The sequence below is a fragment of the Capnocytophaga sp. H4358 genome, assembly GCF_002302515.1.
GTDB classification, from domain to species: domain Bacteria; phylum Bacteroidota; class Bacteroidia; order Flavobacteriales; family Flavobacteriaceae; genus Capnocytophaga; species Capnocytophaga canis.
Window position 1 is genome coordinate 1855824 of sequence record NZ_CP022380.1, and the last position, 16045, is coordinate 1871868.

General features: G+C 39.5%; 5 protein-coding genes. 1 reads left to right on the forward strand and 4 read right to left on the reverse strand.

Translation table 11 applies throughout. The annotated features are described in order from the left end of the window. Window positions 1-228 precede the first annotated feature (228 nt). Window positions 229-11943 carry a T9SS type B sorting domain-containing protein gene (locus tag CGC49_RS07955; RefSeq protein ID WP_095912329.1) on the forward strand — a complete coding sequence of 3905 codons (11715 nt, stop codon included), beginning with the start codon at window positions 229-231 and terminating at the stop codon, window positions 11941-11943. Window positions 11944-12467: 524 nt separating this feature from the next. Here CGC49_RS07955 and rplT read toward each other — a convergent pair. The 4 genes from rplT to thrS all read right to left on the reverse strand — a co-directional run bounded on the left by rplT (window position 12468) and on the right by thrS (window position 15867). Then, the gene (gene rplT, locus CGC49_RS07960; RefSeq protein ID WP_042008651.1) at window positions 12468-12812 is read right to left on the reverse strand and encodes a 50S ribosomal protein L20; all 345 of its coding nucleotides are present in this window, start codon (window positions 12810-12812) and stop codon (window positions 12468-12470) included. A 129-nt stretch (window positions 12813-12941) separates the two neighbouring features. After that, window positions 12942-13139 (reverse strand): 50S ribosomal protein L35, encoded by a 198-nt coding sequence (gene rpmI / locus CGC49_RS07965; RefSeq protein ID WP_042008648.1) that lies wholly within the window; start codon window positions 13137-13139, stop codon window positions 12942-12944. A gap of 77 nt (window positions 13140-13216) precedes the next feature. Then, window positions 13217-13714 carry a translation initiation factor IF-3 gene (infC, locus tag CGC49_RS07970; RefSeq protein ID WP_212895895.1) on the reverse strand — a complete coding sequence of 166 codons (498 nt, stop codon included), beginning with the start codon at window positions 13712-13714 and terminating at the stop codon, window positions 13217-13219. Between the two features lie 215 nt (window positions 13715-13929). Continuing rightward, the gene (gene thrS, locus CGC49_RS07975; protein ID WP_042345001.1) at window positions 13930-15867 is read right to left on the reverse strand and encodes a threonine--tRNA ligase; all 1938 of its coding nucleotides are present in this window, start codon (window positions 15865-15867) and stop codon (window positions 13930-13932) included. Window positions 15868-16045: the final 178 nt, after the last annotated feature.

The following is a 16045-nucleotide window of genomic DNA, read 5'->3' on the forward strand; positions in this document are numbered from 1 at the left end:
AATTACAAAAAAAAAGAAAACAAACAAAAGTATTGAAAAATTAAGATGAAAAATTTAACTGATTATTTATAAACGCATTAAATTTTCGCTAAAAAGAAGTTTTTTTATGAGAAAATCCATTAAAAAATATATATTTGCATATCGAATATTTTCTACATAGCTATGTTTCGATTTTTTTGTATTACGCATAGCGATGATAGAAACATGAACTAATAAGATTCAACCTATATGAAAAATCTTTTGCTAACATTTGTCTTTTTATGCACTGTTTGGGTAACACAGGCTCAGACCCCATGTATTGATAGTTTCACGGCAACACCTACTCCCGGATCGTGTTTTTCTGATGCAACTTTAAAGGTAGAATTACCTGCTGGTTGTACAGGAAGCTATTTGGCGGTTCTGACACCACCAGAAGGAACGGGAAACGTTGAATATCAACAATTGACGGGAACTCCTGCTTCCTACACCTTTAATGCTTTACGCGCTGGAACGTACACCGTAACAGTTATGGATCAGGATTCTGGTACACAAACTGCTCCTAAGATAGTTAACGTAACCAGCTCCTACGTGATAATGAACATTCAGGAGATTAAACAATCCCCTCCTACATGTTTAACTCAGAGAAACGGTAAAATCACATTTAGAATACCTACAGGAGGGACTGGTCCTTTTAGAGTGAGTGTTGAAGATCCTAACGGAAATGTTTTATATGCTCCCGAAGATTTTACACGACCTACGGGAAGCAATGTAATAAGCATCGAAGGGTCAGGCTCTAATTCCATCCCGTTAGGAAATGTAGTATTGGTAATAGAGGATTTGGCAGGAGATGTTGTACAATGTGGGGAAACACGCCGAATTCCGATGGTTATGACGGGGACAATAGTACAAAACTATGAATGCTTAGGGGTAGGAGTAAAACCTCAGAGTTTTGAAAGAGACCCTTCTGGAGTCTGTAAGTACAGAATGACGTACAGTTCTCATTTGCTTACGGGAGGTGGATACATCTACTCGAACTTAAGCGGTGCGGAAAGAACTGTACTTGACAACCTGATGAAACAGTCGGGTACTTTTGTGGTGGAGAACGTGACCAAAGGAACTATCAAGGATTTTTCATCCAGCTTTTCAGGGGGGTGGTACTACACAGATTATACCTTTGAAGAAAATGATGAAATTAAAGTGAGAGTACGAGTTAACATACCCACCGTACCGCCTATTTTTGAACGAGACGACCATTTCAAGTTTGGAGAAGTGACCCAACAAGCGGTTCCGCAATTTCGTGTACATGCTAATATAATAGGAGGTTGTACACCTACCCCACGATTGTTGATTGAGCTCCTAAAATACAATGGATACAGAATATACAACCACCTAATGTTCCCAACAGACAATAATAAACGAATGTCTTTCCACATAAGATGGGCAGTAAAAAATAACACTAATTTGATGAACCATGTCGATATCTATAAATTCGACGAAGGCACTAACACTTGGACAGGCCCTTTGATTACAGGCATCATAAAATCTAATAATCACATCGATGTAACAGCTCATGGGGCAGGGAAATATAAGATCGTTTATAAATTAAATGCCCATGAAGGTTGTTATCCTGACGTAGAAAAAGAGGTTCAGGTTCCTCTTCCTCCTATTCCCGCCACCCCACTGCAACGAACAATGGATTACTTAAGACCAGGGTATGGAGTATACGAAGGAATGGGAGCTATTGGTAACTACTTTCACGAGAATAACATGAGTATTCGAGTGGAACGTGTTGATGGGCAAACGACTATGGCATTCCAAACAAAATTACCGTTGGAAACAAGCACCTATACTCGTACGGTTAAATTTCCTATACAATTTTCCAAAAGTGGTGGAGGATATTATCATATTGGAGATATTCCTACGGGTGAGTATATTGTTTCAGTAACGGATGCCTGTGGAAGTGTCGCAACCAAAACCATTACCATTGCAGAAGGGCGACCTCCAGTCAATTATCAAGCTACCATAACTAAAGATTGCCAATTAGGAACATATAAATATGAATTTAAAGATTATCAACCCTTGTTAGTGAATCCTGTAGCCAGATTACAACGAAAAGTAACCAGTGTTACAGGGGAGGTAACATGGGAATCAATGGTGGCTACTCACCCAAATCTTGCAGGTCGTGTAAATACTTTTGTAAACATACCTACAGGGGAATACCGAGTGGAGTTTTATAATTATCATTATACTTATATATATTCTAATGGTTCAAAAACTAATATATCTGGTTATTCTTTCTTAGAAGAGGCGTTGAATGGAAATCCGTATTTCCACCATAGCTCATATGCACCAAACTTTAAGGATTACGCATATTTTGAAATTAAAGAACAAGAAATTATTGATCCAGACATTATTAGCTCATCTTGCGATGCTTCCACACCAGCATACGTGGCTGTAAACATCAATAATCCTCATGTTATTTCCTATCCATTGACCTATTCGTTGATAAACCCTATAACGAATGCTGTAGTAGCGTCACAAACATATTCGTCAGGAGGAACATCCCATGTGTTCTCTAACATTCCAACAGGGAAATACAAAGTGATTACGGCACATCGTTGTGGTTCAGTGCCGAAAGATGTAGAAGTGTTAGCAAATAACTTCTATCCTCCTCGGATGATTCCACTGGTAAACCGCCCCGATGTTTGTTCCCCTGCAAATGTTATTTTGAACTTCACGGGAATTGAATCTCTGTACGACATTCGTTGGTTCAAGCTAGATGAACAAGACAATCGAGTGGGTGGAGTATTACATACCGGACGTGTGTTCCTAACTACTGTAACTAAAACGACCACCTTTGAAGTGGAATATAACTTAAAACAATCCATAATTTGTAATCAAGGAGAAATCAAATCCTTGAGACGTACAATCACCATTCCACATGATGATGAGGCTCCTGTTGTGGCACCAATGCCTGACATCACACAAAGGCTACCTTTGGGACGATGTTTAGCTCCTGTTTCATGGACGGTATCGGCCACGGATAACTGTCCGCCTGTAACAGTAAGTAGTACGCATACTCCAGGAGATGAGTTTCCTTTGGGTGTAACTACCGTTACCTATACTTTTACAGATTTGTCAGGAAACACAACCACCCGTACTTTCTTGGTAACAGTTCTTTCGAACGCTTTGGATCTTAGTTTGACATCTCGTTATGTGAATGGTAGTAATACGCCTTTATCCGAATTATCTCCGACTTCTGATGCGTTCTTATATGAGATCCGCTACAGAAACAGTGGTGGTGAGCACATCACTACTGCTACGATGACTGTAGTGTTACCATCAAACAGCAATGTTACTTTAGACGGAAGCCCGATGCTAACAGCAGCCTCAATGGGAAGTTTTGTGCCTACATACACCTATGACACGGCGAGTCGTACCTACCAATTTGTCATTCCTGGCGAAACCTTACGACAAGCATCTGCTGAACGAATAATCCGTATTCCATTAAGAATCACTGGAGGTTGTGAACAAGCTATTAAACCATGCTTGGATCATCTGTTAGCAAATACTTCTGTAGTTTTTGGAGGTGGCCCTGCGGGTTGTAGTTTGGCTCCGCAAATGCGCACACACACAACTACTATCAAAATTAACACCGACAGTTGTCAGCGTCAGGAATTATTCTGTGGTGAAGAGGTTGTTCTTACTTCAACGGAAGGCTTTGACAGTTATCAGTGGTACAAAAATGGTGTTGCAATTCCTGGAGCTAACACCGCCTCTTTAACAAGTAGCGGAGCGGGAATCTACAAAGTTATCAAAACCAACACTTGCAGCGGAATAACGGTAACTAACTCAGAAACTGTCAATTTAGTAGCTCCTGCTGTAGCCATTGACCCAATAAGAGCATTGGCAAACAATATCGGTATGGTGTGTTCGAACAACGGACTTTGGACGAGTTTATTTTTCTTGTGTGAATCGAATTCACGACTATTGACGGTGAGTTTCCAAAACACTAACTTTATATGGCAACGAGCCAATGGCTCCTGCCCAGCTCCATTCCAAGGATGTCCGTACTCCGATGAATCGTGCTGGGAGGATGTGAGTAGCAATAATTCATTCACAATCAGTTCCGCAGGAAAATATCGATTGAAAATCAAAGATGCTAACTGTAACACGAGTTACTATTTTGATGTGATAACCAATGGATTATCAGGAGATATTCCTTCGAATTTAGTAGGACATCAATCGGATTATTCACAAGGTTATTTTTCTGTTGTAATGAGTGCAACGGGTGTTAATTACAATATGAAACTCTACAAAGATAACGCTTTAGAAAGAGACATAACCACAGGCTCAAATAGCTATCAATTCACGAATTTAACAGCAGGGAATTACCGCATAGTGGTAACCTCTCCTCAAATTCAGGGATGTAAATATGAAGATATCATCAAAATTGATAAGCGTACAGAGATGACCATGACAGCATCCTTTTTGGGGTGGACACAGTGTAATACTGCTCGTGTGCGATTTTCTGCCGAAGGAGGGAAACCTCCATATCGTTTCGCTATTTGGAGTATTAACGGAATTGAGCAACATGCCTCGGAGGAATTAGCCCTCCAAAATGCGGTAATCGCTACCTTACCTGAAAATCAAACTTTTATTGAAGCGGAAATTCCAAATATTACGCATGTAGGAGAGTATGTTTTTATCGCAGGTGACCAGCGTAATGGAGCTTTTGCTCTTTCAACACCTCCTTTACTTATAGAACCTCCTGTTCCACATAATTTTAAGCTAAATGTAAACCACATTCAATGTGCATCAGCACCAAATGAAGGGTCTATTTTATTAAACTTCGCTTCGCAACAAAATAGAAGTGTCCGATTGTATCGTTTGAACCCTGACTACACTCGCAACGGTGTGCCAATTCAACAAAACAGCACTGGAACTTTCTTGAATTTGCCAGTGGGCTTATACGAAACAGAGGTTATCGCAACTATTTCAGGGACTACCTGTACATATGTTAAAAAACCTATCGAAATCAAACCTTCTGAAACTACTATTAAGGCTTTCATTGGTGTGGTTGCCGATAAAGATTGTGATACTAGGATAGGTATTTCAAGTAAGCAATACAAAATCGCGGTAAACAACGTAAGTGGTGGAGAAGCTCCTTACAGATATAGCTTCGATGGAGAGGCTAATTACTCTATTGACAACATTGGTTACATCAGTAATTCGATGCGAATCTATGTGAAAGATAACAAGGGTTGCAAACAAGGATTTGATATTGTAGTTGCTCCTGCAGAGATTCCTACTATTGAATTTAGTCCAATATCGTACCGCTGTGACAATGGTTACGGAGTGGTTACAGTGACCATGAGTGCTACCTCTTCCAACTCCTATGAGTATCGCGTAGGATCAACAGAAAACTATCAAACAGTGAGTGGTACTTCGTTTATGCTAACATTAGAACCAAACACACATTTGGTTCAGGTTCGTTATGTTACTCAATCGAATATAGCTTCTAAAAATCTGTTGTTCCAAGAGGATTTTGGTTCGGGTGCTGATATTTGTATGCCAAATATCAACAACTTGACTTGTCGTGAAAATCAAACGTTATTCGATGGAGAATATGCTATCACTCAACAAGTAGCTACCAATGCCAATTGGGTGAATCCAACACCTACTGATCCAACAGGTGGTAGATATTTGGCAGTGATGGGTAACGGAAATAATGAGATAATTTATAAAAAACGAATATCCGGATTCGTAACTAACACATCCGATGCTCACCTACAATTTGATGTGCGTAGCTTACTTCTAAATACGGGAACAAATGCCAATTTATATGTAGAATTACGAACCACCACAGGGGTCGTTCTCAGCAGTCAGCATGTTGGAAATGGAAACATTCCTCACGGAGGCAATTGGGAAACACATAAGGTAACTTTTCCAAAAAACACAATTAAAGAAAATACCTTAGAAGTGGTAATCATCAATAAAGCAAATAGCTCGGTAGGAAACTTGGGGAATGATGTTGCTATTGACAATATTGAGGTGTGGCAAGATACTCAACACTGTGAAGCTATGGTTTCTAAGCCGATAACTATCGAAAAGAATAAACAGTTATATATTGAAAAAATAGCTGAAACTAACGTAAGATGTAAAGGAAGTTCGGACGGAACTTTAACCATTAAGGTCAATAATCCTCCTGCATCACGCGTGATTGAATATGCTATTGGCAGTCAAGCCTCTTGGACAACGGTAACTTTAACGACAACTAACAACACTTTCGTAGCTACAGGTTTACCTGTGACAACCAACGGTGTGATTTTCGTTAGAGACGCCAATCAGCCTTCGTGTATGGTAGATTTCACTCCATACACTATTGGCGATGCAATTCCTATTGTAGTAAAGGCTGAAGTCGTTAAAAAAGTCACTTGTGGGGCTGTTTCAGGGGCTACCGTCCTTGTTACAGCAACGGGAGGAAATCCTTCATCGTATAACTATCAATTAGGCCCAACGGCTTTCACTTCTAATAATCAATTTGTGAACATATCAGCAGGAACTTACACTGTAACAGTTCGTGATGGTAATGGCTGTGAGGAGTCTATTTCTTTGATAATCGAAGACAAAAAAACTTTGACCATTACTGCTGAAACCATCTATTGTTATGATGGAATCGGAAACGGAAGTGTACGTATCTCCGTAACCGAAGGAAATGAAGGTTATCGCTTCCAGCGTGTGGGAGATGCTAATATGTACACATCTGTTGATGATTCGTATCTATTTACAGGACTAAGTGTTGGAAACCATACCTTTACCGTCACAGACAATGCGGGATGTTCAGCTACTGTGATAGCTACCGTTTATCCACCTATGCGTTTGCAAGTGACTGAAAACAATCAATATATAGGTTGTACTACAGGAGCTACCGTAACCTTTACACTGACGGCTATGGGAGGTGATCCTTTAGCTACGAAAGAATTTAGAGTTAGCAATGATGGGGGAGCTACATATACAAATTTTGCCTCTGCAACCTCTAATGCTACATACAGCACTTCTACACCAGGAGACTATCGCTTTATGGTAATTTATTTCCCGAATGGTGAAGCCTGCGAAGCTATCGTAGAGAGAAAGGTTATTTACGACCCTCCGCGATTCTTAAATCCAAGCGTTACAACCCAAGAGGCGTTCTGTGGACAAAACAATGGAGCAATCATCGTTAAACCAAGTGATTTTTACTCGTCTACAGCTTCCAACACTGTAAATGTGTTTAAATTGGATGCCACAGGAAATCGGATATTACCAGCGGTAACCCCAACAGCTTTGGCCATTGGAAGTTATCTAGTAGAAATTACTGATGATAGAGGCTGTGTGGTAACCACCACAGTAACCGTCCCAGGAGTGGAAGCCATGACAGCAACAGCGACTCAAATTACCCCAATCAGTTGTAGAGAAACAGGAGGATTGAAATTAGCGGAATGGCAAGTTTCTGTCAACAGAGGAGGAACGCCTCCGTTTACTGTGAAAGTTGAAAGTACCTCAAATGGTTACTCACAAACAAGAATTTTGACCTCTCATTCAACAAGTACGTTCAATGGATTGGATTTCGGACAATACAACGCTATTGTTACTGACCTTAATGGCTGTGAAGTTACCATACCTTTTGATGTATTGGCAAATGCGAATTTTATCCTTACCACTCAAGTTGCAACACCTACCGCGTGTGCAACTACGGGAACGGTGAGTGTTACCGCATTCACTACTATTACAGGAGGTTTGGAAAATGCTACACAGGGTTATTGGTTTGCTATTTACCAACCAGGTATTGAAAACATGTTACCTACAACGTTTACAGGAAGTATTCAAACCGTAACTCACGGAACACGACAGACAGTATGGCACAAACATACAGCCCAAACAGTTAGTGGGTCAGTGACTACATCTGCAGGAATAACTTTCACAGGATTGGTGCCAGGGGTTGAGTACACCTTTACGATGTACAACAGTGGCACGAGATGTTATTATACACAGCGGGCAACCATCCCTGTACCGACTTTCTCAACATTGACTTCTACCATTACGGCAACTAAGCCTACAACGTGTAGTAGTGCCAATGATGGAAGTGTAACGTTCACTGCATCAGGAACGCAAACTTCAACGACTTTCATTAACGCTCAAGTATATAATTACATCGGCAATACGGAAGTTACTGGAGCTACACAGACATTTGTACCAGGAAGTACTGCTACAATATTTAATTTACCTGCAGGAAGATATTATATTGTGTTTACAGAACAAGATAATTCAGGAAATGATACTTGCGTAAATGCTTCTAAAGATTTTATTATAGAGAAAGCCACAATAGAACTATCAGTATCCGCCACTCCAATGGTAAATGCTACTTGTAGCAGCAATGGTTTAGTTCGTTTGAACTTCAACGGAGGAAAATCACCATACCACTATGATTTTGTGACAGGAAGTGCTGTACCGACATATCCGTTGAACACTCACGCAACTACGGTAGTTATTCCTCAGGGAACTGCCATATGGACGGTCTATGTGCGTGACGATTACGGCTGTACGAAAAGCACCACCGTATTCGTACCGAAAGATGAAGAACCTCAGATTGGAACTACCAACGTAATGTTCTGTAGTACAGACCCGAATACGTTGGAAACTCCTGTACGCATCACCATGAACCAATTAGGGATTGGAAATCATTTCTATACACTTGAAACAGGTTCTGGCGTGAAACCACAAGAGCCTATTACTTGGGATGCTTCAGGCAACGCTTTCTCATTAAACTTAGAGGCAGGTTCTTACACCATCACTATACGCGATGGCAATAACTGTACCTCTACCACTACTTTTGTGGTAAATGAATTGATTCAGTATACAGCCAATATAAGCAGTGTAGCCACTTGTAGAACAACCGTTCCATCGGTAGAAATTGGTGTGAGTACCCCAACAGGTGGTACTGGTAACTATTTCTACATCTTGGAAAGAATCGAAGAAAAAGGAACTGCCAGTGAAACAGCCACCGTAGTATTAACAGGAGCTTACACACCTACAATCACCATATTGAATCCTGCATATGGAAACTATCGCATAGCGGTATATGACAACAATACTGCTGCATGTCCTATTTACAAGGATTTACAAATTCAAGAACCTGTAAAACCAAATATTGCTGATGCAACTCTGGTAGCCACTCCGCTCACTTGCGATCCAAACGTAGGCGAAATTATCGTGAGTATGCCAAACTCGGATCCCGCAGGGTTTACTTTTGCCATTGTCCGTATGGAGGATTTGACCTCAGGTGGAATGGTAACTACTACGGTCACTGCTCCAACCACAGCAGATAACTACACCGCTAATTTCAAAGATTTGAGAGGTACGGTAGCAGGGGTGCGCTACACTATCCGAGTAGTGTCAAATGACAACGATTGTTATGCAGAAAGATACATTACGCTGACTGCTCCTGAACCATTATCATTACAAAACGAGGCTTTAACAGCAAGTGCATACGCCTGTGCAGGTAATGGCCGAATGAATCCTGCAACGCTCACTTTTGATATGACAAAAGTGAAAGGAGGAACATCTCCATATCAGGCAACTTTCTACGACGTTACAACTAACGCTGCCTTAGGTAACGGAAACTCTTACACTCTACCTGATTTGAACGGAGGGACATTCTATATGATGATAACCGACCAAAACGGATGTACGGTGTCAAGCACAACGGGGGTAACCGTAACTCCTACGTTTAGCTTAGAAACCATCAACGTAGTTACCACGCAAAGCATCACTTGCAGCCGTGATGAGCATATCGCTGTGGCAGTGACGGTATTACCAACCTATTTAGGAACTGACTTAAAGTATATCTTGCGAAATATAGACACAGGGGCGGTGGTTACAGAAACTACCATTACTGCAACCTTGCATACGTTCGTAGGTTTGGGTGTAGGTAACTATGAAATTCAGGTCATCAACCTAACCACGGGTTGTGAATTGGTATCTACCCACCGAGTGGACGACCCTAACACCTTTGAGGTAGTAGCCGAAAACATCGTACGTCCAACATGTTACGGCGATTGGGGTAGTGCCTCTCTACGTTTCGTGGATGTTGCCTTAGGAAATGGTAATCAAGCTGTTCATGGATTTACATATACCATCACTTCGGTTATAAATTCAACTGAAGTATACACAGGCACAACAACCACAGACGTGACAGGAGCTATCAACCTAAAAGCTGGCATGTACGAAGTGACTGCCAAATCATTACTAAATGATTGTGAGACGTTGCCAATTCGTATCGTAATTCCACAAAGCCCTCCAAAAATAGAAGTTCAAGCCAATGAAACCTATGGAGTTACCTGCGACAATAACAAAGGTGAAGTGTTGGTAACTATCAAAGGAGGAGAAGCTCCGTTTGAGGTAACATTAACTGGTGGTGGAGCTCCAATCACTAAAACGGGTGTGGTTCAGTATGCCCTATTCACAGGATTGAGTGCCGATAATTATGTTATATCTGTGACAGATGCTGTTGGATGTAACGTATTTACTGGAACAACTTCCCTGACGTTATTACTACCAAGTAGTGTTACAGCTACGGTGTCCGCAACGCAAATCACGTGTATCGGAAGCAATGATGGAACCATTACGGTTGATGCAAGTGGCGGTTCTGGAGTAGGAACATACTATTATGCTCTTTACAAGGATAATACACTTTATCGAGAACCTCAGACTTCGAATGTTTTCACAGATTTAGGTGAAGCTACTTACTTCGTTGAAATCATCGATGCGTGGAATTGTGGCATGAGAACGTCTGCTATAAATATCCATGAGCCAGCTCCAATGAACGTGGAAATTGTGCGTGGAAGTTCTCGATTCTCGGTATGCTACGGAGAAGAAAATGCATACGTAAGAGTGAACATTATCGGAGGAGGAACAGCTCCATACCGAGTTTCTGTAGTTCATAAAGACAGTTTTGTTGAGGTAGGAAGCTACTCCAACGTAAATCCTGGAACAGAGTTAGAATTCAAGAATAACAACATAGGACCAGGAAACTACGAAATTCGAATGACCGATGCCAACGAATGTTTGATGCAAAATACAGTATCTTTCACTGTGGTGGAGTTTCCCGATTTGACCATACGACACATTGAACAACAGGGTACGTGTGTTGACAATCAATATTCCGATTATATCGAAGTAGGATTTGCTATTGAGCTGGATTTCTCTAAGTTGTACTACACTCTGAATGGTTCTTCTACAAAAAATACGTTCTCAAACACCACACGTTTTGCTGGACGCATCTATGACTTTGACAGAACCATTAAAAAGCAACAGATTACAGTGTACTATGAAGATACTGTTTTAGGACTCACTGAAAGTTGTAGCATTACAGCTGATCCTTTTACGGTTTACAACGTGCTGCCTTTAACATTGGAAAGAGTAACGGACATGAGGCTGAATACCATTGAGGTTATTGCAGAACAAGGAACTCCTCAGTACACTTTCTATTTCAATGGAAAAGAACAAGGGGAAAATTCTGTGTATGTGATGAATATAAACGACCCTCAACGCATTGAAGATGGTAAGATAATCAAAATTATTGAAGTAATGGTTCAAGATTCCGCTGGATGTACTAGAACGATGACCATAGAGCAAGAATATTTCGACATCACCATTCCGAACTATTTCACCCCCGATGGAGATGGAATAAACGATTCTTGGAAACCTCGAAATATGGAAAATTTTGCAAATTCAAATGTACATATATACGACCGATACGGACGAAGAATCAAAACGTTACAATTTGTAAATGGAGTTCTTGATGAATGGGACGGAAACTATAACCATAAACCAGTGCCTTCGGGGGACTACTGGTACATCATCGAAATAAATCGCCAAGATGATAACCGTCGATTTATGGGACACTTTACCTTGTATCGATAAGATCAATGGTTTCTACAACAGATTGTAAGATATTGTGACTCTTAGAACATCTCTGTGGTAAGTGTAGAGCGAATTTATTAGGTAAAGAAAAAGGAGGTAATTTATATCAACATTTAAGACATAATTCAAAAGATTTTGATTCTTTTTGAAAGAGGATTGTATATACGGTATATTGCTGAAATATAATAAGTTATTATTGAAAAAAATGTTGTTAGTTTTGGGTAAATCTGCACCGATAATTAGGAGCTTTTGCTTCTGTTTTTCAAAGAAACTTGAAAAAGGGAATATCCTATAATCTGTGTAAGAAAAAGTTATTCTGATTTTTTTTGGAGCTTTTATAAGCACTTTAAAAAATCAGAATAACTTTTTGACTATTTTTAGCCCAAATTACGCGATAGGAATTTGGATTAAATGACCATAAACAGCATTTTCACATTTGAATGCTCAAAAGTTAGTACAAAATAAAAAGCCATCCTTTAAGGACAGCTTTTTAAAACGAAATAATATCTTTTGTTAAACGTTTTTTATTTTACTTTTTCAACAATAGCTTTGAAAGCCTCTGGATGGTTCATTGCCAAATCGGCAAGAACTTTACGATTCAACTCAATGCTGTTTGCTTTCAATTTCCCCATAAATTGAGAGTACGACAATCCGTGAAGTCTTGCTCCTGCGTTGATACGTACAATCCACAAAGCACGGAATGTTCTCTTTTTATTACGGCGGTCTCTGTAAGCGTACTGCATTGCTTTCTCAACAGCATTCTTAGCTACCGTCCAAACGTTTTTTCTACGACCAAAGAAACCTTTGGCTTGCTTCATTATTTTTTTTCTGCGAGCTCTACGAGCTACTGCGTTTACTGATCTTGGCATAAATGTTAATTATTTTTTGTAGTAGGTGGTCATTTTCAGACACTTCGTTTTACCTAACTCCATGGTTATTAATTCCCTTTTTGAGCTAAAAGTCTTTCACTTTGAATTACTCAGATGTTAAAAGAACAATTATTTCAAACCTAATTGTCTTTTCACACTTGCTTCATCATTTGGATGAACCAATGTTGTGTGTGTTAATTTCAACTTACGTTTAGTCGATTTTTTAGTCAAAATGTGACTTTTGTAAGCGTGCTTTCTTTTAATTTTACCAGAGCCTGTTACTTGAAAGCGTTTTTTAGCCCCTGATTTAGTTTTAATTTTTGGCATCTTGCTTTTGATTTTTGCGATATTATTTCGTTTTTATTGTTTGATGTTTTCTGCAAAACGGGTGCAAAACTACAACATTATTTTTTCTTAGGCAAGGGTGCAAGGAACATTGTCATGCGTTTTCCTTCCAACTTTGGCATTTGTTCCACTTTTCCGAACTCTTCCAAGTCGGTTGCAAGACGCAATAGCAAAATTTCACCTTGGTCTTTGTAAATTATTGAACGTCCTTTGAAGAAAACATACGCTTTCACTTTAGCACCTTCTTTCAAGAATTTTTCGCCGTGTTTTTTCTTAAACTCATAATCGTGCTCATCCGTTTGAGGTCCAAAACGAATTTCCTTGATAACTACTTTTGTAGCCTTTGCCTTAATTTCTTTTTCACGTTTTTTCTGTTCGTAAAGGAATTTTTTGTAATCGATTACTTTACAAACAGGAGGTGTTGCATTTGGCGAGATTTCTACCAAATCCAACTCTAATTCATCTGCAATTTCTAATGCTTTGCGAGTGGGATATATGCCTACTTCGACATTTTCCCCGACCAAACGAACCTCAGGCACACGAATCTCGTTATTAATTCGGTGTGGTTGTTTGTCATCTCTACCTGGAGTGTTTACCTTCTTGTTAATAATCTTCCTGATTTTTAATTAATACTATTTTTAACTCAAAGAATAATAAATTAGCACCTACAGAAGTGATTATGTACTAGTATTGATAGTGTAGTTTCCAAAATAAATCAGATAATCAACTGTATATCAATAGTTTTACTTCTATTTCGCTATAAGCTATTCTCTTATTTAAACGACTTTATACTTTTTCCAATTTCAGTTTCAACAATCTTAACGAAAGCATCTACAGAAAGTGTTCCTAAACTTTCGCCTCCATGTTTTCTTACAGAAACTGTGGCTTCTTTTTCCTCATTTTCCCCTACAATTAACATATAAGGTATCTTTTGCGTCTCTGCTTCGCGGATTTTTTTACCAATCGTTTCATTACGATTGTCTACCAAAGTGCGAATATCGAAATTTTCTAATAATTTCAAAACTTTTTGAGCATAATTTTCATATTTCTCGCTAAGGGAAAGTATAATAGCTTGATTCGGCATTAACCAAAGTGGGAAGTTACCTGCCGTATGCTCCAACAAAATCGCCACAAAACGCTCCATACTTCCGAAAGGAGCTCGGTGTATCATAACAGGTCTATGCAATTCATTGTCAGAACCTTTATACCACAAATCGAAACGCTCTGGCAGATTGTAATCCACTTGGATTGTCCCGAGCTGCCAACTTCTTCCCAAAGCATCTTTCACCATAAAGTCCAACTTAGGGCCGTAGAAAGCTGCTTCGCCCGTTTCAATCACATAATTCAATCCTTTTTCTTTGGCAGCGTTGATAATTGCCTGTTCTGCTTTTTGCCAATTTTCATCGGAACCTATATATTTAGTCGGATTTTCAGGGTCACGCAACGAAACTTGCGCTGTAAAATTCTCAAAACCAAGCGAACCAAATACATACAACACCAAATCAATCACGTTTTTAAACTCTTGATCTAACTGCTCAGGAGTACAGAATATGTGAGCATCGTCTTGAGTGAAGCAACGCACACGAGTAAGTCCGTGAAGTTCACCACTTTGCTCGTAGCGATACACCGTTCCAAATTCGGCAAAACGCTTAGGCAAATCACGATAACTCCAAGGTTTTGAATTGTAAATTTCGCAGTGATGCGGACAATTCATCGGTTTTAGTAAATATTCTTCACCTTCGTTAGGTGTTGCAATGGGTTGGAAACTATCTTTACCATATTTTTCCCAATGCCCAGAAGTTACATACAAATCTTTATGCCCAATATGCGGAGACACAACCTGCTCGTATCCAGCTTGTTTTTGTGCTTTCCGCAAGAATTGTTCTAAACGCTCACGAAGAGCTGCTCCTTTGGGTAACCACAACGGAAGCCCTTGCCCAACCTTATTTGAAAAGGTAAACAGTTCTAATTCTTTACCTAACTTTCTGTGGTCTCGCTTTTTAGCTTCTTCCAAAAGAGTCAAATATTCAGTTAAATCTTTCTGTTTTGGAAATGAAATTCCGTAAACACGTGTTAGCTGTTTGTTTTTTTCATCGCCACGCCAATACGCTCCTGCGATACTCAATATTTTTACCGCTTTCACAAAACCTGTATTAGGCAAATGCCCTCCACGACAAAGATCGGTAAAGGTGCTGTGATCACAGAAAGTGATTGAACCATCCTCTAAATTTTCTATCAATTCTGTTTTATACGGATTGTTTTTGTAAAAATCCAATGCCTCCTTTTTACTTACGGAACGCATTGAAAATAAATGCTTTCCTTTGGCGATTTCGAGCATTTTTTTCTCAATTTCTGGAATATCTTTTTCAGAAAAACTGTGTTGTCCGAAGTCTACATCATAATAGAATCCATTATCAATAGCAGGGCCTATCGTTAGTTTAATATCTGAGTATGTTTCTTCCAAAGCCTGTGCTAAAATGTGTGCTGAGGAATGCCAGAAAGTTTTCTTTCCTTCAGTATCATTCCAGGTATATAAAATTAGACTTCCGTCGGTGGTCAAAGGCGTGGTAGTCTCAACCACTTTTCCGTCGTAACTTGCTGACAACACGTTTCTTGCCAAGCCCTCACTAATGCTGAGAGCCACTTCATAAGGCGTTATGCCCTTGTTAAACTCTTTAACTGAACCGTCGGGTAGTGTAACTTTGATCATATAATTTACATATTTAAAGCGACAAATGTAAAAAAATAAAACGAAAAATGAAAAAATCAACGCATATTCTATTAGTGAGAATCGATTTTCATCAACTTTTGTGAGTTTTGATACACAGTTGCTTGTTAATACAGAAGACGTTATTTAGTGCTGTCATAGCAGATAACAAGATATAAAA